Origin of the sequence: Streptomyces sp. NPDC091371 (genome assembly GCF_040684275.1) — a bacterium.
Classification (GTDB): domain Bacteria; phylum Actinomycetota; class Actinomycetes; order Streptomycetales; family Streptomycetaceae; genus Streptomyces.
Genome location: NZ_JBFBFP010000052.1, coordinates 24,440 through 45,427 on the forward strand (window position 1 = coordinate 24,440; position 20,988 = coordinate 45,427).

The 20,988-nt window shown below is 69.6% G+C and carries 22 protein-coding genes; 9 read left to right on the plus strand and 13 right to left on the minus strand.

Translation table 11 applies throughout. The features are described from left to right. Positions 1-13 precede the first annotated feature (13 nt). Genes AB0O21_RS34825 through AB0O21_RS34835 form a run of 3 tightly spaced genes read right to left on the minus strand, consistent with a single transcriptional unit; the run spans position 14 to position 2,015 of the window. Positions 14-766, minus strand: coding sequence for an SDR family NAD(P)-dependent oxidoreductase (locus tag AB0O21_RS34825; protein ID WP_365178121.1), 753 nt, complete (start codon positions 764-766; stop codon positions 14-16). After that, complete coding sequence (locus AB0O21_RS34830) at positions 763-1,749, minus strand: ketoacyl-ACP synthase III (protein ID WP_365178124.1); 987 nt, start codon at positions 1,747-1,749, stop codon at positions 763-765. Before AB0O21_RS34830 ends, AB0O21_RS34825 begins: the two co-directional genes overlap by 4 nt. Positions 1,750-1,760: 11 nt before the next feature. Beyond that, entirely contained in the window at positions 1,761-2,015 is a 255-nt protein-coding gene (locus tag AB0O21_RS34835; protein WP_030390264.1) for a hypothetical protein, read from the minus strand. Between the two features lie 204 nt (positions 2,016-2,219). On the opposite strand from AB0O21_RS34835, the gene AB0O21_RS34840 reads away from it, so the two are divergent. The 7 genes from AB0O21_RS34840 to AB0O21_RS34870 all read left to right on the plus strand — a co-directional run bounded on the left by AB0O21_RS34840 (position 2,220) and on the right by AB0O21_RS34870 (position 9,443). Beyond that, positions 2,220-3,116: a class I SAM-dependent methyltransferase gene (locus AB0O21_RS34840; protein ID WP_365178127.1), complete on the plus strand. Its 897-nt coding sequence runs from the start codon at positions 2,220-2,222 to the stop codon at positions 3,114-3,116. A 10-nt stretch (positions 3,117-3,126) separates the two neighbouring features. Continuing rightward, positions 3,127-4,692, plus strand: coding sequence for an NAD(P)/FAD-dependent oxidoreductase (locus AB0O21_RS34845; protein WP_365178129.1), 1,566 nt, complete (start codon positions 3,127-3,129; stop codon positions 4,690-4,692). A 31-nt stretch (positions 4,693-4,723) separates the two neighbouring features. Further along, positions 4,724-6,265, plus strand: a complete 1,542-nt coding sequence (locus AB0O21_RS34850; protein ID WP_365178132.1) for an FAD-binding protein — start codon at positions 4,724-4,726, stop codon at positions 6,263-6,265. A gap of 100 nt (positions 6,266-6,365) precedes the next feature. Beyond that, positions 6,366-6,839 (plus strand): SRPBCC family protein, encoded by a 474-nt coding sequence (locus AB0O21_RS34855; RefSeq protein ID WP_365178135.1) that lies wholly within the window; start codon positions 6,366-6,368, stop codon positions 6,837-6,839. Continuing rightward, positions 6,836-7,681, plus strand: a complete 846-nt coding sequence (locus AB0O21_RS34860) for an alpha/beta hydrolase (RefSeq protein WP_365178138.1) — start codon at positions 6,836-6,838, stop codon at positions 7,679-7,681. Before AB0O21_RS34855 ends, AB0O21_RS34860 begins: the two co-directional genes overlap by 4 nt. A gap of 12 nt (positions 7,682-7,693) precedes the next feature. Continuing rightward, positions 7,694-8,380: a 4'-phosphopantetheinyl transferase superfamily protein gene (locus tag AB0O21_RS34865; RefSeq protein WP_365178140.1), complete on the plus strand. Its 687-nt coding sequence runs from the start codon at positions 7,694-7,696 to the stop codon at positions 8,378-8,380. Between the two features lie 205 nt (positions 8,381-8,585). After that, positions 8,586-9,443 carry a hypothetical protein gene (locus tag AB0O21_RS34870; protein ID WP_365178200.1) on the plus strand — a complete coding sequence of 286 codons (858 nt, stop codon included), beginning with the start codon at positions 8,586-8,588 and terminating at the stop codon, positions 9,441-9,443. Here AB0O21_RS34870 and AB0O21_RS34875 read toward each other — a convergent pair. From AB0O21_RS34875 to AB0O21_RS34885, 3 genes are all read right to left on the minus strand, one after another. Further along, positions 9,434-10,279, minus strand: a complete 846-nt coding sequence (locus AB0O21_RS34875) for an aldo/keto reductase (RefSeq protein WP_365178143.1) — start codon at positions 10,277-10,279, stop codon at positions 9,434-9,436. The two genes, AB0O21_RS34870 and AB0O21_RS34875, sit on opposite strands and share 10 nt — an antisense overlap. Further along, on the minus strand, positions 10,213-11,424 hold the full coding sequence (locus AB0O21_RS34880; protein ID WP_365178146.1) for a cupin domain-containing protein: 1,212 nt from the start codon (positions 11,422-11,424) through the stop codon (positions 10,213-10,215). The genes AB0O21_RS34875 and AB0O21_RS34880 overlap by 67 nt, the downstream gene beginning before the upstream one ends. Before the next feature lie 90 nt (positions 11,425-11,514). Then, on the minus strand, positions 11,515-11,670 hold the full coding sequence (locus AB0O21_RS34885; protein WP_365178149.1) for a hypothetical protein: 156 nt from the start codon (positions 11,668-11,670) through the stop codon (positions 11,515-11,517). Positions 11,671-12,388: 718 nt separating this feature from the next. Here AB0O21_RS34885 and AB0O21_RS34890 point away from each other — a divergent pair. Next, positions 12,389-13,747: a helix-turn-helix domain-containing protein gene (locus AB0O21_RS34890; protein WP_365178151.1), complete on the plus strand. Its 1,359-nt coding sequence runs from the start codon at positions 12,389-12,391 to the stop codon at positions 13,745-13,747. On the opposite strand, the gene AB0O21_RS34895 is transcribed toward AB0O21_RS34890, so the two are convergent. From AB0O21_RS34895 to AB0O21_RS34925, 7 genes are all read right to left on the minus strand, one after another. After that, the gene (locus AB0O21_RS34895; protein WP_365178154.1) at positions 13,717-14,250 is read right to left on the minus strand and encodes an NUDIX hydrolase; all 534 of its coding nucleotides are present in this window, start codon (positions 14,248-14,250) and stop codon (positions 13,717-13,719) included. The genes AB0O21_RS34890 and AB0O21_RS34895 overlap by 31 nt on opposite strands. 433 nt (positions 14,251-14,683) lie before the next feature. After that, on the minus strand, positions 14,684-15,013 hold the full coding sequence (locus tag AB0O21_RS34900; protein WP_365178156.1) for a hypothetical protein: 330 nt from the start codon (positions 15,011-15,013) through the stop codon (positions 14,684-14,686). After that, positions 15,010-15,495 carry a winged helix-turn-helix domain-containing protein gene (locus AB0O21_RS34905; RefSeq protein ID WP_365178158.1) on the minus strand — a complete coding sequence of 162 codons (486 nt, stop codon included), beginning with the start codon at positions 15,493-15,495 and terminating at the stop codon, positions 15,010-15,012. The genes AB0O21_RS34900 and AB0O21_RS34905 overlap by 4 nt, the downstream gene beginning before the upstream one ends. Before the next feature lie 903 nt (positions 15,496-16,398). After that, positions 16,399-17,403 (minus strand): AraC family transcriptional regulator, encoded by a 1,005-nt coding sequence (locus AB0O21_RS34910; protein ID WP_365178161.1) that lies wholly within the window; start codon positions 17,401-17,403, stop codon positions 16,399-16,401. Positions 17,404-17,525: 122 nt separating this feature from the next. Next, positions 17,526-18,020, minus strand: a complete 495-nt coding sequence (locus AB0O21_RS34915; protein WP_365178163.1) for an anthrone oxygenase family protein — start codon at positions 18,018-18,020, stop codon at positions 17,526-17,528. After that, the gene (locus AB0O21_RS34920) at positions 18,017-18,652 is read right to left on the minus strand and encodes a hemerythrin domain-containing protein (RefSeq protein WP_365178166.1); all 636 of its coding nucleotides are present in this window, start codon (positions 18,650-18,652) and stop codon (positions 18,017-18,019) included. The genes AB0O21_RS34915 and AB0O21_RS34920 overlap by 4 nt, the downstream gene beginning before the upstream one ends. A 139-nt stretch (positions 18,653-18,791) precedes the next feature. Continuing rightward, positions 18,792-19,610 carry an NAD(P)H-binding protein gene (locus AB0O21_RS34925; protein WP_365178168.1) on the minus strand — a complete coding sequence of 273 codons (819 nt, stop codon included), beginning with the start codon at positions 19,608-19,610 and terminating at the stop codon, positions 18,792-18,794. Positions 19,611-19,933: 323 nt separating this feature from the next. Here AB0O21_RS34925 and AB0O21_RS34930 point away from each other — a divergent pair, with 323 nt between their 5' ends. Beyond that, the gene (locus tag AB0O21_RS34930) at positions 19,934-20,926 is read left to right on the plus strand and encodes an AMP-binding protein (RefSeq protein ID WP_365178171.1); all 993 of its coding nucleotides are present in this window, start codon (positions 19,934-19,936) and stop codon (positions 20,924-20,926) included. The last annotated feature ends 62 nt before the right edge of the window (positions 20,927-20,988 follow it).

The window sequence follows — 20,988 nt, forward strand, 5'->3', positions numbered from 1 at the left end:
GGAGATCCGGGGGTCAGGTGATGGAGACTCCGCTGTCGATGCTGATGACCTGGCCCGTCATGCAGTCCTGCTCCAGGAAGAGGCGGGCGCTGCGGGCGACCTCTTCGACCGTGACGAAGCGGGGGATGGGGGCCTTGTCCTCCATGCCCTCGATCACGCGCTCCGGGAGGGTGTTCGTCATGCCGGTGATCATGAAGCCGGGGGACAGCGCGTTGACCGTCACCCCGCGCCGGCCGCACTCGGACGCCAGGGTCCGGGTGAATCCGATGAGACCGGCCTTGGACGCCGAGTACGCCGTCTGCCCGGCCGTCGCGATGATGCCGGACGGGGACACGATGTTGATCACCCGGCCCCACCGCTGCCGCAGCATGTACGGAACGGAGGCGCGGGCGGTGTGGAAGGACCCGATGAGGTTGGTCTGGATGACCTGCGCCCAGTCCGCCGGGTTCTGCATGGCCATCAGGCTGTCCTTGCGGATGGCCCCGTTGTTGACGAGGACGTCCACCGGGCCGAGCTCCTCGGTGATCCGGGCGTAGAGGGCCTGGGTGGCCTCCCAGGACCCGACGTCACCGGTGACCAGCACCGACGGGTTCACGAGTTTCTCCCGGACGGCCTCCGCGGCCTCCTTGGAGCTGTTGTAGTGGACCGCGACCCGGCAGCCCAGCGCGTCCAGCTCCAGCGCCAGGGCCTGGCCGAGGCCGCCCGAGGCGCCGGTCACGAGCGCGACCGGGGACTCCGGGCGCTCACCCGCACTGTTCTTGCTCATGCCGCGACACCGCCCCACTCCATCAGGATCGAACCCCATGTCATGCCGGCTCCGAAGCCGGCCAGCAGGACCTTGTCACCGACCTTGATCCGGCCCTCGTCCAGCGCTTCGGTCAGCGCGATCGGGATCGACGCCGAGGCCGTGTTGCCGTACTTCTGGAGGTTGGTGATCAGGGCCTCCTGGCGCAGGCCGGTGTGCGACAGGATCGAGTTGATGATCCGGATGTTGGCCTGGTGCGGTACGACGTGGTCGACGTCCGCCGCGTCCACCTTGGCGTTCTCCAGCGTCTCGCGCACGGTGCGGACGGTGTAGCGGACGGCGTTGAGGTAGATCTCGTTGCCGTTGATCTGCGCGTAGTGCAGGCCCGCGTCCAGCGTCTCCTGGGTGGTCGGCATCCGGCTGCCGCCGGCGAGCACCTTGAGCGAGCCGGTGCAGGCGCCGTCGGCGCCCAGGTTCCACGCCTTGACCCGGTTCTCGGAGCCGGGCTGCAGGACGATGGCGCCCGCGCCGTCGCCGACGAGGATGGACAGGTCCCGGTCGGCCGGGTTGGCCGTCAGGGTGTGGGTGTCGGAGCCGATCAGCAGGATCGGGCGGGGGTCGATGGCGATCAGCGCCATCGCGGACACCAGCCCGTAGACGAACCCGGCGCACTCGGAGTTGACGTCGTGCGCGCTCCCCGCGATGTCCAGCTCGTGGTGGACGAACGCGGAGGTCGCCGGGGACGGCTGCTCGGGCGTGGCGGTCGCGACGATGAGGTGGGCGATGTCGGCGCCGGTCAGGCCCGCCTTCTCCAGCGCGCGCCGGCCGGCCTCGACGGCCAGGGAGGCGGTGGTCTGCCCCGGGTCGACCGCCCGCCGCTCGCTGATGCCGCAGCGGCTGGTGATCCAGTGCTCGTCCACGCCGAACCGCTCGGCGAGCTCGGCACTGGTGACGATGCGTTCGGGTACGGACATGCCCCACCCGGTGATGTCGAAGCCGGTCACGTCACCCCTCGCTACGCCTGAGCCGGGACGAGGTCGACGATCTTCGCGTACACGTCACGGAGGGTGGTCGTGTCGTCGAGGTCGGCGAAGAGGGACTCGTCGGCCGGGATGTGCGGGTACTGGTTCTGGAACCCGTACAGCCACTCCATCAGGTCCAGCGAGTCGACGTCCGCGATGTGCTGGAGCGGGGCGTCGGGGCTGACCTCCGCAGCACCCGAAACGGCCTCGAGCTGGCTCGCCAGTTCTTCGATGGTGGGCAGCGACATTGGTCGGTCCTCTCTCGGCAATGCAACTCGGCAGTACGTGTCTGGTTTTCGAGAGCGATAAAAGCGCCGCCCCCGCAAGGAACGCGCAACACGCCGCCGGCGGCCGGATCCGGCCCGTCTTGCGCACGCCTTGCGGGGCATCCGGTTTTCTCTGACGCGAATTCGGAAATACGGCCCGCCGGACACGCAGGAAAGAGGATCAGGATGACAACGGTCGCCCCCAAGTCGGTGGACCCCGAGGTCGATGCGATCAGGCACCACTACGAGGTCAGCAACGATTTCTACCGGCTCCTGCTGGGCCCCACGATGATGTACTCCGGCGGCTACTGGGAGGACGGCGAGGACCTCGTCGCCACCCTGGACGAGGCCCAGGAGCGCAAGCTCGACAAGTTCGCCGAGCTCGCGGGCGTCCGCGCCGGCTCCACCCGGCGGGTCCTGGACATCGGCTGCGGCTGGGGCACCATGCTCAACCGCCTCACCACCGTGCACGGCGCCGAGCAGGCCGTCGGCCTGACCCTGTCCCGCACCCAGGAAGCCTTCATCGACGGGCTGAACAACCCGAAGATCACCACGCTGGTCCAGAGCTGGGCGGACTACAAGGTCGCCGACGACAGCGAGAAGTACGACGCCGCGTTCTGCATCAACGCGCTGGAGCACTTCGTCTCCTCCAACCTGCCGCCGAAGGAGCGCACCAAGCGCTACCGCTACTTCTTCCAGCAGGTCGCGAACGCCCTCAACCCGGGCGCGAAGTTCGTGCTGCACACCATGACCGCCGAGGCGCTGCCGATGAACCGCGCGCTCCTGGACGACCTGAAGTTCCTGCAGCGCTCCGAGTTCGAGGGCTGCCACATCCCCCACCTGCACGAGCTGAGCTCGGCCGCCGAGGGCCTCTTCGAGATCGACGAGGTCGTCAACGAGCGCGAGTCCTTCGCGATGGCCTGCCGCGCCTGGCTGGTCCTGCTGGCCGAGCGCCGGGACGAGGCCGTGGCGATGGAGGGCGAGGAGGTCGTCTCCCGCTTCGAGCGCTACCTCGACATCTTCGCGTACACGCTCGAGGACAAGTTCTTCAACAACTTCCGCGTCACCATCACGCGCCGTTAAGGAGGCCGACGTGGCGAGCATTCTCAACCCGGCCAAGGACGGCGGGGCGCTGACGGGCACCGCGTCGGTCCCCGGCAGCGGCGGCGGCCCGACCCGCCACCTGCGGGTCGCGGTCATCGGCACCGGCTTCTCGGGCCTGGGCACCGCGATCCGGCTGCTGCAGTCGGGCATCGACGACTTCCTGGTGTTCGAGCGGGCCGACGAGGTCGGCGGCACCTGGCGCGACAACAGCTATCCGGGTTGTGCGTGCGACGTCATGTCCCACCTCTACTCGTTCTCGTTCGCCCAGAACCCGAACTGGAAGTCCACCTTCGGCAAGCGCGACGAGCTGTACGCGTACCTGCGCGACACGGCCGACCGCTTCGGGGTGCGCCCCCACATCCGGTTCGGGCACGAACTGGTCGCCGCCCGCTGGGACGACGGCGAGCGGCACTGGAAGATCGAGACCTCGCAGGGCGAGTACACCGCGCAGGTCCTGGTCACCGGCACCGGCTACCTCAGCGAGGCGGCCGTGCCGGACATCAAGGGCCTCGGCGACTTCGAGGGGAAGGTCTTCCACTCCTCGAACTGGGACCACGACCACGACCTGGCCGGCCGCCGCGTCGCCGTCATCGGTACGGGCGCCTCGGCCATCCAGTTCGTACCGCAGATCCAGCCCGAGGTCGGGCACATGGACCTCTACCAGCGCACGCCCCCGTGGATCGGCCCGAAGAACGACAAGCCGACCAGCCCGCTCCAGGCCAAGCTGCTGCGCTCGCTGCCCGGCTACCAGAACTTCCGGCGGAACTTCAACATGTGGGGCCGGGAGATCCTGGCCTTCGTCATGGCCCGCCCGAAGGTCGCCGGGAAGATGCAGAAGATGGCGAGCGACCACCTGAAGAAGTCGGTCCCGGACGAGGCGCTGCGCGCCAAGCTCACCCCCGACTACGTGATGGCCTGCAAGCGCCTCCTCTTCAGCAACACCTGGTACCCGGCGATCCAGCAGTCCAACGTGGACCTGGTCACCGACGGGATCGCCGAGGTCCGCGCCAAGTCGATCGTCGGCAAGGACGGGGTCGAGCGCGAGGTCGACACCATCATCCTGGGCACCGGCTTCCAGGCCACCGACCGCCCCGTCGCGAAGCGGATCTGGGGCCGGGACGGCGTGCAGCTGCGCGAGGCGTGGAAGGACGGCATGTCCGCGCACCGCGGCACGACCATCGCCGGCTTCCCCAACCTCTTCATGCTGCTGGGCCCGAACACGACCCTGGGGCACTCCTCGCAGGTCGTGATGATCGAGGCGCAGATCGCGTACGTCCTCGACGCGCTGAAGCAGATCGAGAAGCGCGGCCTGGCCAGCGTCGAGGTCCGCCAGGAGGCGCAGGACGCGTACAACAAGGCGCTCGACGCCAAGCTCGACGGCACCGTGTGGAACGCGGGCAACTGCCAGAGCTGGTACCTGGACGCCAGTGGCCGCAATCCGTCGATCTGGCCGACGTACACCTGGCGCTTCCGCGGCGCCACCAAGCGCTTCGACCTGAGCGAGTACCAGCTCGCCTCACAGGTGCGCACCAGCAAGCCGGTACCTCACCAGTAGTACGCCCACGGGATTCGGGAGACGCACCCAGATGAGCACTACCCCAAGAACCACCGCCGGCCCCTCCGCCGACTCCGCCGGCGCCGTCGCGCAGCCTTCGCGGCGCAGGATCCTCGGCGGCATCGCCGCCACCGCCGTCGCGGTCGTCGGCTGGAACGCGGTCGACCAGAGCTGGGCGACGGCCGCCGAGGCCGCGGGCAACGCGAACATCGTCCCGGTTCCGGGACTGGCCGGCACCCTGACGACGGACCCGGCCACGGTCGACTCCTTCGGCCACGACTTCGGCCACCTGTGGGACAACGCGAAGCCGTGGGCGGTGCTGCGGCCCGCCGGGATCGACGACATCGTCAAGATCGTCAACTTCGCCCGGGTCAACGGCATCAAGGTCGCCGTCAACGGCCAGGGCGGCACCGGCAACGACATCGAGTCGCACTCGGTGTACGGCCAGGCCCGGGTCCCGGGCGGCATCTCCATCGACGCCAAGGGCATGTCGAAGATCCTGTCCATCGGCAGCGACTACGCCGTGGTCGAGGCCGGCGTGACGTGGGGCCAGCTGACCGACGCCACCCTCGCGCTCGGCAAGACCCCGCCGGCCCTCCCGGACTACCTGTACATCTCCATCGGCGGGACGATCTCCATCGGCGGCATCGGCGGCACCGTGCAGAAGTACGGCCTGATGTGCGACACGGTCCAGGCCATCGACATCATCACGGGCGACGGCAAGCTGGTCACGGCCACCCCGTGGCTGCGCCCGGACCTGTTCAACGCGGCCCTGTCGGGCGGCGGCCAGGTCGGCATCATCGTCCGGGTCAACGTCAAGCTGATCCCGGCGCCGACGCGCTCGGTCATCTTCAGCCTCTTCTACAACGACGTGACCACCTACCTCGCCGACTCCGAGAAGGTCATGGCCGAGGGCCGGTTCCAGGTCCACGCGGGCGAAATGCTGCAGAAGCCCGACGGGTCGGGCTGGCGCTACAAGATGGAGGTCGGCGCCACCTACACGACGACCCCGCCGGACCGGAACGTGCTCCTCGCGGACCTGAGCGACGTACGGGCCGAGGCGGTCATCGAGGACGTCTCGTACCGGGACTACATGTTCCGCCTGGACGCCTACGAGGCGTACCTCAAGGAATCCGGCCACTGGTACCAGCCCAAGCCGTGGCTGAGCATGTTCCTGCCGGCGTCGAAGACGAAGACCTTCATGCAGCAGGTCGAGCGGGAGATGAACGCCGAGTCGCTGGGCGGCGGGTTCCTGCTCTTCTACCCGTACTTCACCTCGAAGATCAAGCGGCCCCTCGCCGTGCAGCCCAACGAGTCGGTCGGCTACCTCTTCGACCTGCTGCGCTTCCCCAACCCGGGCGCGGACATCCAGGGCATGCTCGACCAGAACCGCCGCCTGTACGAGATCGCGCGCGCCATGGGCGCCAAGCGCTACCTGGTGGGCTCGATCCCGAACATGACCCGGGACGACTGGAAGGCCCACTTCGGCAACCGCTGGACGGCCTTCTGCAACGCCAAGCGGAAGTACGACCCCAACAACACCTTCACGCCCGGCCAGGGCTTCTTCGCCTGACGGCGGCCCTACCGGTCGTGGAGTTCCGGCGGGGGCGGGGAGAGGGACCCCGCCCCCGCCACTCCCTTTTCCTGGACGTTTCTCCACTGGAGGCTTCGACATGACGACGTACGACCTGATCGACGAGGCGGTGATCGACGCCCCGGCGGACGCCGTCTGGGACGCCCTCCTCGCCGAGTTCCGCGGCGCGCAGAAGTGGTGGGTCCCCGCCAACACGTTCACCACCATCTCCGGCTCCCCCGACGAGGTCGGCGGCAAAGTGGGCGTGACCGTACACACCAAGGGCTCCGACAAGGGCGGGCTGAAGCTGCGCTTCACCTCGCGCACGGTGGCGGTGGAGCCGGGCCGCCGGCTCGACATCGAGTACGTGGACGGGGTCTTCCGGGGCCCGAGCACCTTCCGCCTCGACCCGCTCCCCGACGGCCGCACCCGGATCTCCATGCACTTCGTGGGCACCCCCCACGGCTGGCTGAAGCTGCTCTCCAAAGTCGCCGACCTGGGCGCGGAGCACTCCAAGGGCACCCTCGCCGCCTTCGAATCCCTGGGCCGGCAGCTGTCGGCGGTGCCGCGGTGACGACGACCCCCGAGACCACCCACGAGCTAACAATCCGTACGGACGACGGCGCCGACCTGGCGGTCACCGTGCTAGCCCCACTCCCAGGCACCCCTTCATCCGGCGATGTGGTCCTCGTCCACGGCTGGGCGCACGCACGCCGGGCGTGGGGCACGGTCGCGGACCGGCTGATCCGGGCCGGCCACCGGGTGGTGCTGTACGACCAGCGCGGCCACGGCGCCTCCACGGAGGGCCGCACGCCGGTCTCGGTGGAACGCCTCGGCTCCGACCTGGCGGCAGTACTCGCGGAGACGGGCGCCCGCGAAGCGGTGGTCGTCGGCCACTCGGGCGGCGGTTTCGCCGCTCTCTCGTACGCCGCGACCTCCCCCTCCGCGGGCAGGCTGCGCGGCCTCGTCCTGCTGGGCACGGCGGCGCACGGCCAGGACACCCCGGACAGCGAGGTGAAGATGATGGGCAGCCCCGTCTTCTCCCGCGCCCTGCGCCGCCCGTGGCTGGGCCGCAAACTGCTCGGCTCCACGATGGCCAAAGGCGTAGATCCGATCATCCTCGACGTCAACCGCCAGATGTTCGCCGCGACGCTCCCCCGGGTCCGGGCGGACTTCTTCCGCTGCACCCGTGGCTGGGACCTCCGAGAGGCGCTGGCGTCCGTTACGATCCCGGCGGTGGTCCTGCACGGGGAGGCCGACAAGGTGATCGACATCGCGCTGGCGGAAACCCTCGCGGGCGTCCTACCCGGCGCCCGCTTCGAACGGGTCCCGGACGCGGGCCACATGCTCCCCCTCGAACGACCGCACCTAGCCGTGTCCGCGGTCTCCGAACTCACCTCGCTCGCCTCGCGGTGAGGTGACCCGGCCTTGATCGAGGAACTCCTCCCCCCGGGCGTCACGTCGTCGGAAGCCTTCGACGACGCGGCGCCCGCTCCTCTGTTCCCGGCCGAGGCGGCCCTGATGGAGGGCCGCCGGGAGCGTCGGCGCCTGCAATTCGCGACGGCCCGCGCCTGCGCCCGCCGCTGCCTCGCGGATCTCGGCGCCCCTCCGGTCGCCCTGCTCCCGGGTCCGGGCGGCGCCCCCCAGTGGCCGTCGGGCGTGGTGGGCAGCATCACCCACTGCGAGGGCTACCGGGGCGCGGTGGCGGCCCGCGCCTCCTCACTGGCGGCCCTGGGCATCGACGCGGAACCGGCCGGCCCGCTCCCCAAGGGCGTCCTCTCCCTGATCGCCTCCGCCAAGGAACGCGCCCACCTGGCCGCCCTCACCACCGCCGACCCCTCCCTCTCCTGGGACCGCATCTTCTTCTCCGCGAAGGAGGCCGCCTACAAGGCCTGGTACCCGGCCACCGGCATCTGGCTCGGCTTCCGCGAAGCCACCCTCACCCTCTCCCCCACGGGCACCTTCAAGGCCACCCTCCACCCCCCGGTCCCCCCACCCGTAGACCCGGTATACGAGGGCCGCTGGCTGGCGGGCCCGGCCCTGGTGCTCACCGCCGTGGCCCGCGCCGTCCCCCAGCCCGCACTCGCGACGATCTCCGCGGCCGCGTCCTCGTAGGGGAGCGAGCCGCACGCCAAGCCCGTACAGGCCACCGCAGATTGCAGTCCACCCACCCGTGGCCGGGGCGGCCGGCCGCGAGGGCAAGGCGGGCGCTGCTTCGGCAACGGCCAATGAACGGGCGGAAGTTGATGTGCTCTGTGTTGACGGACGGATCGTGTCGGCCTCTTCCTGCTACGGTCGTCCGTTCGCCGAGGAGGTCGTGATGACTGTTTCCCTGCCCGTTGCTGCCCAGGTGGATCTGCGCCGTCAGCCGGTGGAAGAGGTGCTGGAGCGCGTGGAAGAGGCCCTGCATGTGCGACTGGATCGGCAGGCGCTGGTACGCAAGCGCCGTTCCTTGGGCGGCCGTACGGAGCGGGGTACGTGGGTGCGGATCGAGCGGCGGGGATTCGAGCGGATCGGCCCCCAGGGCTGGAACGGGACCGAGGCCGCCGCTGTGCTGCAAGGGGTTGTGATGCCCGAGTGGTACCAGGGTGTGGCGTGGCGCGAGCCGGGCGAGCCGGTGATGTGGCGCGCGGATGAGCTGGAGCTGATTGCGTCGCCGCCTGTCGGCAAGGGCGCCCTGGTGCTCGAAGATCCGGGCCTGCCGGACTCGTGGTGGGAGGCGCTGAACACTTCACTGGACGCGCTTGCCGCACAGCGGACGCCGCGGATCGCGACGCCGGACACGGTGACGATCACGCAGGAGCAGGTGACGCGGACCCTCGGGGAGGTCTTCCCTGGCATCACCGATACGAGGATCGAGCGGTGGGCGCCGGCTCATGCGGATCTGACCTGGGCCAACGTGATGGGACCGGAGTTCTCCATCATCGACTGGGAGGACTGGGGCATGGCGCCCCGGGGCCTGGACGCCGCAACCTTGTGGGGCAACGCACTTGCCGTCCCGGTTCTTGCGGACCGCGTCCGCCATGAGCGGCGTGCGGACTTGGCGAGCCGGGACGGCAAGCTGATGTCGCTGTTCTTCCTGTCGAAGATCGTCGGACCCTACGCGTACGAGGAGGATCCGCTGCTGGCGCCGGCCCGGAAGGAGGCCGAACGCCTGGTGGCCGAGCTTCAGCTCTGACGGTGCCCGTGGAGGGCCCACAGGTACTGACTGACAGCGGTGGTGTCCACCTCTGCCCCCAGGGCCTGGACCAGCTGGGTCAGGTGGCCTGGGTCGTCGGTGCCGACCGCCACCGCGGTAGCGCTCGGCAGGTGGAACGCGGTCCGGAACGCCGCCTGTATGCGGGACAGATCCCCGTCATGCGGTCGCAGGAACGGCCGAGGGTCGAACTCCTCCCATACCTTCCCGTGTCCGCCCCCGAAGGGGCTCATGCCCCAGGTCTCGCCCGCCTGCCAGTCGGTGCCCAGGACGGTGGTGGCGTCGAGGAGGTCGATGCCCACGAGGAACCCGGCCCGGACCATGAGGACGTCCGGAGACGGCAGGTTGTCCACCCGGACCCTGCCGAGCGGCCTGGCGTCCCAGGAGGCCACACCCCAGGCGTGGCACAGGCCGTCACGGGCGGCGTCGGCCAGGGCAGTGCAGGCGTTGCCGAGGAGGACATGGCCCTCGGCTGGGGACAGGCCCGTGAGGCTCAGTTCGGGGTTGTGGAGGAGCACGGTGTCAGGTTCCCTGCCGAGTTCCCGGGCCGCCTTCTCGATGGCCAGGCGCAGCCGGCTCGGATCGAGGGAGTGCTCAGCACCTCCGGTGCCCGGGAAGAAGCCCACCTTCGTGGAGAGGGCGAACTTCGGCAGTAGATCGGTCGCAGTCTCGGCCAGTACCGCGTGTGAGCGGAATCCGAGATAGGGAGCCGCGGTGTCCAGGGCGGTGACGCCGAGGTCGAGTGCGGCCGTCAGGATGTCGCGGTGGTGACCAGACCGGTGTAGGCCGAGGACAAGGCGGGGGTCAGCTCCGTGCACAGCTCCTCCTTCAGCAGGATCTCGGCGAGCTGTTCCACGTCCAGGCCGGTCTTCTCGGCGGCATCGGCGATGTCGACGGGGTGGCCGCTCAGCAGCAGGGCGAGGGCGGGGTACGCCTTGCCGGTGAACGTGAGCTTCTTGCCCGCGGCGAGCACGTCCACGGTTTCGCCGTGCTGCTTGACCACGGGCTCGAAATCGGTGACGCACACCACGGCCGCGGGCTTGCCGAACAGGCCGGTGGCCGGGATGTGCCGGGCGGCCAGACGTTCCCGCTCGCGGGCATCGAGGAAGTCCTGCGGGTTCAGCTTCGTAGCCATCTCGGCGACGGCGTCGGCCAGGAGCCGCTGCTGCCCCTCCCACTGGCCAGGGGAGTTCCAACGGCCCAGGTCGTACCGGAACAGCTCCTGCGTGCGAGCCTGGTCGGCGAGCCAGGCCAGCCAGTTCACGCCAACGCGCTTCACGATGCCGAAGGTGGCGTGCAGGCTGTAGCCGTCGCCCTGGTCGTCCCGGGTGGCCTGGTGCCAGAAGCCCCGCGGGATGTGCATCACGTCGCCGGGCTCCATGACGCCCTGCCACACGATCTCATCGCTGGGCTCGGCGTTGCGGGCGGAGTCGCGGTACATCGGAACCTTGCGCGAGGTACCACGGACTTCCCAGCTCTTGCGGCCGGCGAGCTGGACGATCACGGTGTCGTGGTCGTCCCAGTGGAGCTTGAAGCCGCTGGCGTCCTGGGTGGTCAGGTAGGCGTTCACCTGCACCAGCTCGCGGGCCCACCACTGGAGCGCGCGGCAGGTCGCCTCCATGGCCGGGTCGAAGAAGTCGACCTCGTCCAGAACCATGGTGCAGCCCTCACGCATCAGCGCGCCGACGCGGTGCATGTCGGCCATGGGGATGGCCTGTCCCCGCCGGGTGACGGAGGGGTGGATGTAGCGGCCAGGGTGCAGTTCGGCCCCGTCCTGGAAGATGCGGAACTGGGGCGTGGTGACGCTGCGGCGCATCACCAGGTCCAGCAGCTTCCTGGGATTGAGCAGGCGATCGAGCAGATCAAGGTCACCGATCGTTCCCCGGGCAAAAGCGGCTCCGAGTTCACCGGGGCCATCCCAGCCGAGGGCTTTCTCCATCCCGGTAACGAAGTGGTGGTCCACGTGTTCCTCCGGTCTGCGTCATGGGGGTGAGGGCGGGGGGCCCGCCGTAGACGACGGGCCACCGGCTGGTGCAGCGGCGTGCTGGTGGCGCTACTCCTGCGGCAGGTTCAGGCCGTCGCGGTTCTCACCGTCGTCGCCTGCGGAGGTGCCGGTGGAGTCGGACTCCGCCGCCGCGGCGGTGAAACGGTCCTGAACCTTGATCAGGCTCTCGACGCTGATCAGGAGGTTCTCCGTCTGCGCTGCCATGTGTGTCTCCATTTCCTGGAAGTCCAGGGCCGACGGGTGCCGGCCCAGCCCCGATGGGGGCGTGCCTCACCAGCCCTGTTGTTGCCGGGCGTGGGAGGAGACGGGGGGTGGCACGAGGCCACGAATCGAGCGAACGCGGGCTTCGTTACGGAAGCCGGTTGCCGCGGCCGGGATCGCCAGCGATGGCCAGGGCGACCACCAGGACGGTGACGGCAGCGGCGTAGAGGCGCACGGCGAGCTGTTGGCGCCAGCCCCACGGGGCTTGACCACGGACCCGGGATTCTCGCTCGCACCCACTACGCAGCCCCCGGCGCGATGGACGCTGACTGAAGGGCACGCGCCGAAGACGACGCACCGCCACAGCGGGGGCACTGGCACGGGGGGTAGCGGCCGGGGTTGGAGAGGATGTCGAACGGTTCGCCTTCCAGGACCTGCGTGCTCGGCGACCACGTCCGGCCCGAGTCCCGCGATACCCGGATGCTCATCAGGACGCGGGGTTCTATGCCCAGGTCAGGGGTTCTCCCGAGGGCCGTACGCTCTGTGTCAGGAGTTCCCGCCGAATCGTTCAAGGCGGTCGTGCTAGGTCGCTTCGCCATGTCCAGAAGGATCGCGATCAGGACGACTGGCCAGAAAGGCCCAGCGGATTACCCAACTTGGGTAACATCACGGTCGGTTGAGCCCCTGAAGCGATCCGTAGTCTTCCTCCGGAGCGTGCCCCATGCCCGAGCCACGTCGCACGAAGGAACTACCGGCAAGTCTGCTCACCGATCCCGAGATGATCGACGCGTGCCGCGTACGTGACTTCGCGAGGGTCTTTCGCCTGGTCAAGGCTCGGGCAGGCATCTACCCGTCGATGATCGCGCGCCAGTGCGAGCTGACGCCGAGCCGGGTGGGTGAGGTAATCGCAGGCCAGCGGCAGCTCCTCCACATGGACGTGATCGAGCGGATTGCCGACGGCTTGCGCATCCCGGGGCACATGCTCGGGCTTGCGCGACGGGAGTGGGAAACGCCGGCTGCGCTTGCCTTGGCCGAACGTGAGCCACCGGAGGCTATGCACTCGCCCGCCGATCCCAGACCGCTTGCGGCTTTACCCGGGGTGGAGGTGGACAGCATCCTTGCCTTGGCTGCCGGGGCCAAGCCGAGCCCTTCCACTCTCCAGGCGCTCCGGTCCTCGATCGAGGACTACTGGCGACGCGATGACGAGCACGGAGGGGAGACCCTTCGACCGGCCGTCGTCGGCCAGCTTCGATACGTCGAGGGGCTGCTGAAGGATCAGCGGCCAACACCGATACAGCACGGCCTGTACGGCGTTGCGGCGGAGCTGGCGCGACTGACCGGGTGGACGTACTTCGATGCTCGGCAGTACCACCAAGCCCGCGCGTACTTCTCGGAAGCCCTGCAACTAGCCAGGGAGATCGACGACCATCCCTTCATGGCCAACGTGCTGGCCTGCATGAGCCTGCAAGCGACCTACCAGGACAAGCCGGCGGATGCCCTTGCCCTCGTGTCGGCCGCCCAGGACCAGGCCCGTGCCGCCATCGGGACGACGCCGAGGGTGCGGGCGATGCTGGCCATGCGCGAAGCCTTCGCCCACGCGACGTTGGGGGACCGGAGGGCGACACATGCCGCGATCTCCGAGGCCCACAGCCAGTTCGAGCGCATCCACGACGGCGACCCGGACCCGGCATGGGTGACGTACTTCGATGAGCCGAAGCTCATCGTGGACACGGGCATCGCGCACGGCCGTCTCGGCGAGGCGGCGATCGCCGAACCGCTGATCGCGGATGCGCTGGCGCGGGAGGATCCTGCGAACCAGCGGGGCCGGGCGTTCCATGCCTTATGGCTGGCCCGTACGCAGCTCCAGCGAGGCAAGCTCGACCAGGCTTGCCACACAGCGATAGGGGCACTGGCGCCCGCCACCGCTGTGTCGTCCGAGCGTGTGACCGGGCACCTTCGCGAGTTCTACGAGCAGCTTGCGCCCTATCGCGAGGTGCCGGCCGCGGTTGCCTTCGAGGCACGTCTACGAGCAGTGCTTCCCCCGCCGGGTCAGCGAACCCCTTCGTCCATCAGGACGTAGAGGAGGCCGACGAGAGAGCCGCTGCTGACGATCTCGCGGCGGTCGATCATGCCCCGGATGTTCGCCAGCGGGATCCACTCGATCCGGTCCGACTCGTTCTTCTCGGTCGGCGGCCCGTCGTACGTGGCGCCGTCGGCGCGGAACAGGTGGTGCTGCGAGTCCGTGATGCCGTTCGCCGGTTCGGCGTAGATCAGCGGCTTCATCGGGCCTGGACGCCAGCCGGTCTCTTCTAGGACTTCACGGGCAGCAGCCTCGCCGGGGGTCTCATCCGCCTCGACCAGGCCCATGGGCAGTTCCCAGGCCCAGGCATCCGTGATGAAGCGGTGGCGCCACATCATCAGGACCTCTTGGCGGTCATTGATGACAGCGGCCACGGCCAGGTGGCGGAGCTTGACGACGTGGTGTTCCCAACGGTGCCCGTCCGGCGTCTCGACATCGGTGAGCCACAGGTTCACCCATGGGTTCTCGTAGATCGGACGTTCCCCGTGGATCTTCCACTGCATTGCTGCTGCCCCTCTCGATCGGCGTCCAGCATCGCAGAGCTAGGCTGAACTACGGCCGAGTTCAGGCAAATTCACGTCACAGTGACGAATACGGCGGTGCCTTCGCGGCCCGTCCGGGGCCAGTGAACCAGGTGTGGACCAAATAGCCTCCGGTCGGCCGGTGCCGGGCGACACAGTGTCGCAGGCCCGGTCGGGAAGCCACTCACCACGGCCTCACGAGGCGCCTCGATTCCGCTCCCGCATGAGTGCTGTCGCCGGCCTCCACCGCCGCGCCGCGACGGCGAGACGTGTGGTCGAGGCCAGCAGAACAAGCGAGGGCCCCAAGACGAATTTGTCTTGGGGCTGCTCATATATTTCCTCTGGTGCACAGTGTCGTGAAGCAGGAGCACGCGTCACCTTTCCTGACAGGAAAGGTGACGTGCAGTCGGCTTCCTCATGCTGTGCGCCGGAGCGACACAACGTTGTTGCGCCTCGGCTCGGCGACCGGTCCGAGGCCGTAGTACGTGATGTTGCCGTGGCGCTGCGCCACCTTCAGCCAGCCGGCTGCCGTGAGGATCGGCAGCTGCTTGCTGAACGTCGTCCGGTTCATCTCGATCGACTCCGCGATCTCCTGGCCGGACATGACCACCCCGTACGAGAACACGGGGTCCTTCTCAGCGGTCAGATAGAACAGCACGATACGCATTTGCGGATGGGGCAGGGACAGGGTCTGGCGTAGGACGGCGGGATCGACCCCATCCTCGACAAGTCTGTATTCGCTCATGCCGTACGTCCTTTCTGCTGAGAGATGCCGGGGGCGACGGGCAGACGGTAGGCGGTGGCATCCTCTTGCTGCTGCTTCCCGCCGCTCCGCGAGGCATGGTGCGGAGTGGCCCGGTAATAGATGGTCCGCCCGTGCCGTTCCGCCTCGAAGATCCATCCGCCCTTGGTGAGCTTCTTGATCGCTGAGGCCACGGTACGTGCCGTGATGCCGAGGTAGTCGGCCATCGCCTGCCGGGACCAGCGGAGTACGTCTCCGCACCTCTCGGGGCCGTGCACATGGAGCGCGAGCACGTCCCGGTCCGAGGGGGTCAGCCCGGACTCCTTGCTCAGGATCGCCAGGCCGGTTCGGTTGCTTACTGCGGAGAATCCTCCAGGGAAGTTGTAGGGGGTCGTCCGGGTAGCGGCGTCCAGGTCTTCGAACTCCTGGATCAGACCAGTCTCGCGGTCGGCGAACCGCCGTACACGCGCGGGCTTTGCTGACATCTCAGCAAGGCGCACCTTTCCCCTGGGGAACAGTTACAGGAAGACCGTTTCACGACACTGTTCCTCAGGGCAACACTGCACATGTGTCGCAAATCTGTTCCCTTTCCCGGCAGTTCAGACCCCCGGTGAATGATGAAACCAGAGACAGGTCACCGTCTCTCAGGGCCACACTGACAGGCTCCCAGTTTCACCATGTCATGAAGTGAGAGACCGGTTCCGAAGACACGTTTTCGCAGGTCAAAGACAGTTCTGTCGCGGATCCCTCTAAATACGGTTCCAATGCAGGCCGCCGACAAGGGCCAGGCGCCACGCTGCACTGCGGGCCAACTGTGGCTCTGCGCAACAGGCGTTCGCACACAGCCAGGCAGCCCGTCTCCACGATCGTGTCAGCCGCGCCGTACGGGGCTGGGTTCCTCGGGGGCCCGGCCCCGTACGGCCCCCGGCCGGCGGTCGCTGCCCGACCTGTCGCTCAGTTCACGCGCGGCTCGTCGCCCTCGGCCTGGTGGTGGGGGTGCGCGGCAGGGTGTGGTCCCGCCGGGCCCGGGGGCCCGTCGCGCCCCCACTGGGTTCGCGTCCGCCATCGGCGGCCGCGGGCCCGTGGCGGGCTTCAAAGCCGGCTACGTGGCTGATCAGAGTGGTGGGCTGAGCGAGCCCCGAACGCCCGGCATTCGGCCTGCGGGCTTCGCGTGGGCGCACCTTCTGTGGCTTGGGTCGTCAAGGTGGGCAAGGGGTTGCGCACTCATCGAGAGAGCAGCTTCGCCGGCAGCCAGCGTTCAGACGCGTACGCGAGCGCCTCCTGCCCTCGCAGCACGGCCCTGGGTTCTCGGGCAGTACAGCGGCTCCCGCAGGTGGCACAGGGCCGTACGCGAAGACCCGAACGGGCGTACGGCAGTCCGTCCGGCCTCAACGCCCGGGTAGCACCACCGTGCGCGGCGGCTGCCCGTCCGACGGCGGGGCCGCCGCGGTCGCCGCGGCGCCGCTGCGGAACTCCTGGGGGCTCACCCCGCGGACCCGCTTGAAGGCGGTCGAGAGGGCGAACGCCGAGCTGTAGCCCACGCGCCGGGCCACCGTGGCGACCGTGGCGTCCGGTTCGCGGAGCAGATCGGCGGCGAGGGCGAGGCGCCAGCCGGTCAGGTAGGCCACCGGGGGCTCGCCCACGATGTCCGTGAACCGGCGGGCCAGGGAGGCCCGCGAGACGCCGACCTTCAGGGCGAGTTCCTCGACGGTCCAGCCGTACGCCGGGTTCTCGTGCAGCATCCGCAGCGCGGGGCCGACCACCGGGTCGCTCTGGGCGCGGTACCAGGCGGGGGCGCCGCTGCCGGGCGCCGCCAGCCAGGTCCGCAGGACCCCGATGAGGAGCAGGTCCAGGAGCCGGTCCAGGACGATCTCCTGGCCCGGTTCATCCTTGGAGATCTCCGAGGTCAGCAGGGTGACCAGGGTGTTGTCGGCGGCTTCGGCCGGTCGTACGAGGATGGTCGGCAGGGCGCTCAGCAGCCGGCGGCCGATCTCGCTCGGCGCCTGGTAGGTGCCGCTGAGCATGACCGCCGAGCCGGCGTCCTGGAAACCGTCGCCCCAGGTGCGTACGCCCAGCGCCATGGTGTCGGTGACGTCCTCCCCCTCCTCCGTGCTGCACCGCTGCTCCGGGCCGACGGTGATCTGGACGGGGGTGTCGGGGGCGTCGGCGACGGTGTAGGCCTCGGGACCCCGTACGACGGCCACGTCGCCCGGCCTGATCTGCACCGGGTCCCCGTGGTCGGGGACCAGCCAGGCGTCGCCGTGCACCATCGTGACGACGGACAGCGGCGCCCGGTCCTCGACGCGCAGCGACCAGGGCGGGTTGAAGACGGACTTGAGGAGGAAGGCCCCCCGGGCCTTGGGGCCTTCGAGCAGGCCGGTCAGCGTGTCCATGCGCACATCCTCTCCGACGCCCCTGCGAAATGCGGCACGTGCACGGCGAAGCGCCCGCTCTGCCGCGGGGGACGGAGAGAGAGCGGGCGCCGTTCACGGGGGTGGTGCGACAGCGGCAGGGTCTACGCCGCCGATCCGCGGCCGTGCAGGGTCAGTACGCGGCCCAGCGCGGCGAGGGCCGCCGTACAGGCCACCGTGCGCACGACGTTGCCGGAGGTCCAGCGGCCGCCGAAGCGGGTGCGGGCGGCCGAGACGTCGGCGCCGGCCCGCGCGAGCTGGTTGTTGAGGGGGATGTTCACGATCGCCGTCACGAGCAGCGACAGCCCGTACAGGGCGAAGGCCACCCAGCCCCAGCGCGCCGCGTCGGGGCGGCCGCCGCGCTGCTGCTGCGCGGCCGCGATCCCGGTCGCGAGGAAGGCGCCCAGGAAGAGCAGGCCGAACAGGCCGTTGTCGATGGCCTCGTTCATGTTCCGCATCGCGGTCACGTAGGTCTGGTCGTCGCCGCGGCCGAGGCCCGGCATCACCGAGATGTCGAAGGCGAAGTACAGGCCGGCCATCAGTCCGGTGCCCACCGTCGCCGCCACCAGGGTCACGGATTGCGTCGTCGTGCTGGTCACTTGAGGATTCCCTTCAGCGTGCGCTCGTACCGCCTCTTCAACAGCGTCGCACCGATCAGCCGGACGGGGGGCGGAATCGTCGCGGAGACGTGGGCGACGGAGCGGCTGGTCGCGCCGTCGAACATCCACGGCTGGAGGTACGTCATCACGCGCATCGGGGCGCTGGAGACGACCTTGCGCTCCTCGGCGAGGTAGGCGCGCTCGCCGAGCCGGTCGAAGACGGGGAAGACAATGCGCTCCTCGTCACGGAGGTGGTCGCGCAGGACGCCTTCGAAGGTCGAGGCCGCCCGGACCAGGTCCTCGCCGCGGCGGGAGATCGCCGTCGACACGGCCGCCATGGCCGCGTCGAGTTCCTCGTGGTCCTCGTGCAGTTCACGTGCCTGGGCGTCGAAGTCGGCGTCCCGGCGGCGCAGTCCGGGCCACAGGACGTCGTCCTCGCTGATGTGGTGCCATTCGACGACCTCGCGGAACCGCTGCCACCACTCGGCTCCCGCTCCGTTCCACGTGGTGGCGGCGGTACGCAGGCGGGCCGCGTCGCGCCGCATCGCGATGTGCATCAGGGCGAAGCCGTGGAAGTGCGGGGGAAGGGAGTCCAGTCCGTGTTCGCTGGAGAACGACTTGGGAGTGGGCACGGGAGCCTCCTGCCGGTCGGTCGTGCGTGGTGCGCGGGTGGTGCGTGGTGCGTGAGTGCTTCCCCGGGGGCCCTGCGTACCGGGCGGCGGCCGTACCAGAGTCGCCGCCCGGTAGGCGGGCACATGGGGAAGCGCTTGGTCAGACGTTCCAGACGCCGGTCGCGGCCGCCTCGCGGGCGAAGTCCGCGAAGTCCTTGGGCTTGCGGCCCAGGGCCTCCTCGACACCGTGCACCAGGTGCGCGTTGCGCCCGTCGAGGATCATGGTGAAGAGGTCGGCGAACTCCTCCGGGAGGCCGTTCTCCCGCAGGACCGCGCGGTACTCCTCGTTGGTGACGGAGATGAACTTGATCTCGCGTCCGGTGGCCTTCGTCAGCTCGACGGCGACGTCGCCGTAGCTGAGCAGGCGCGGGCCGGACAGCTCGTAGGTCTTGCCGATGTGCTTGTCGTCGGTCAGCGCGGCCACCACGACGTCCGCGATGTCGTCGGCGTCGACGAAGGCCTCCACGGCGTCCCCGGTCGGCAGGGCAATCTCGCCGGCCAGGACGGGCTCCAGGAAGAAGCTCTCGGAGAAGTTCTGGTTGAACCAGCTGGAGCGGACGATGGTCCAGTCGGCGCCGGAGGCCTTCAGGTTCTCCTCGCTGACCTCGGCGGCCTCCTCGCCGCGGCCGGACAGCAGCACCAGGCGGCCCGCGCCGTTCGCGACGGCCACCTTGGAGAACTCGCCGACCTGCTCGGCGGCGCCGGGGAAGGCGAGGTCGGGGTAGTAGGTCACGTACACCCGGTCGACGCCCTCGAGCGCCGGCTCCCAGGTGGAGGGCTCGTTCCAGTCGAAGGCGGGCTCGCCGCTGCGGGAGCCGATGCGGACCTGGCGGCCCTGGGCGGAGAGCTTCTCGGCGACGCGGCGTCCGGTCTTGCCGTGTCCGCCGATGACGAGGGTGATGTTCGCGTTCTGAGTCATGAGTACAGTCAATTCCAGTCTCGTGAGACGGGCCATAGCCACAAAGCTCAGTTCCATGTGCGTGCGTCTACGAGGGGTCGGCTCGGAGCACGACTTGGGAAAGTGCGGCTTCGGTATGAGCCCGAGAATCGTAGACACGCGCAGGGGAGCCCGGCCAGGTCGTCTTGAGCGGCCCTCGACCCCGTCTCGACCGGCCTTCCAGTGCTCCCTGAGCGGCCCCCGACGGGCGCCTGACCAGTCCTCTACGCCGAGACTTGAGCGGTTCTCCGGCGCGGCCCGACACCATCGGGCGTGGAGTAACGACCCGCCCGCTGGGAGGCCGCATGAACGCCACTCCGGACCATCCGGAGCTCGACCAGTTGTCCGCCGACCTGGCCGGTCTGCTCGGACGGATCGGGCTCGACCCGGCCGGCGAGTGGCCCGCGGGCCGGGACCGCATCGACGTCCGATTCGCGGCCGCGGCCGCCCGCCATCCGGGCCGGGTCGCCGCCCAGGACGCGCAGGAGAAGGCGACCTACCTCGAACTGGAGTGGGCGGCGGACGACATCGCGCGCCGCCTGTCGGGGCGGACCGGCCCCGGTTCGGCCGTCGCCGTGCGCGTACAGCGGTCCTGCATGGCGGCCGCGGCCGTGGTGGGCGCGCTGCGCACCGGGGCGGCGGTGCTGCCGCTGGAGCCCGGACACAACGCGGGGCTGCAGGAGTTCCTGATGCGCGACGCGGGCGCCGAGATGGTCGTCTCGGACGGCGGGCTTCTGCGCGACGAGATCCCGGTGGCCAAGGCGGGCCGGTTCGTCATCGCGGTCCGGCCGGAGATGGCGGTGCGCCGCGAGGTCCCGCCGCAGACGGCCTTCATGGCGCTGCCCTCGGGCGGCGATCCGGGGCGGGCGGTGGCCGTGCGGCCGGTGACCCACCTGGACGTGCTGTCGTGGGTGGACGGTTGTGTCCCGATGCTGGAGACGGGCCCGGACGACGTGTGGACGTACTTCCACTCCATGAGCCTGGACCTGGGCATGCGCGAGATGTGGGGGCCGCTGCTGTCGGGCGGACGGGCCGTCGTCGTGGACCGGGAGACGGCCTCCGACGCGGGCAGGTTCGTACGGATGCTGGCGGAGCGGGAGGTGACGGTGGTGACGCAGCTGCCGTCCGCGTTCGCCCGGATGACCGCGGCGGGCCGCGGGAGCAGCCTGCCGGCGCTGCGGCACGTCCTGCTGGCGGACGAGCGGGTGGACCCCGCGGTGCTGGCCGAGTGGCGGGCTTCCGGGATCGCCCCGCAGGCCGTCGTACGGGACGTGTCGGGGTCGCCGACCATCCTGTGAGGAGCAGTGGACGCACCGAGGGCCCCGGCCGATCGAACCGGCCGGGGCCCTCTCGCACGTCC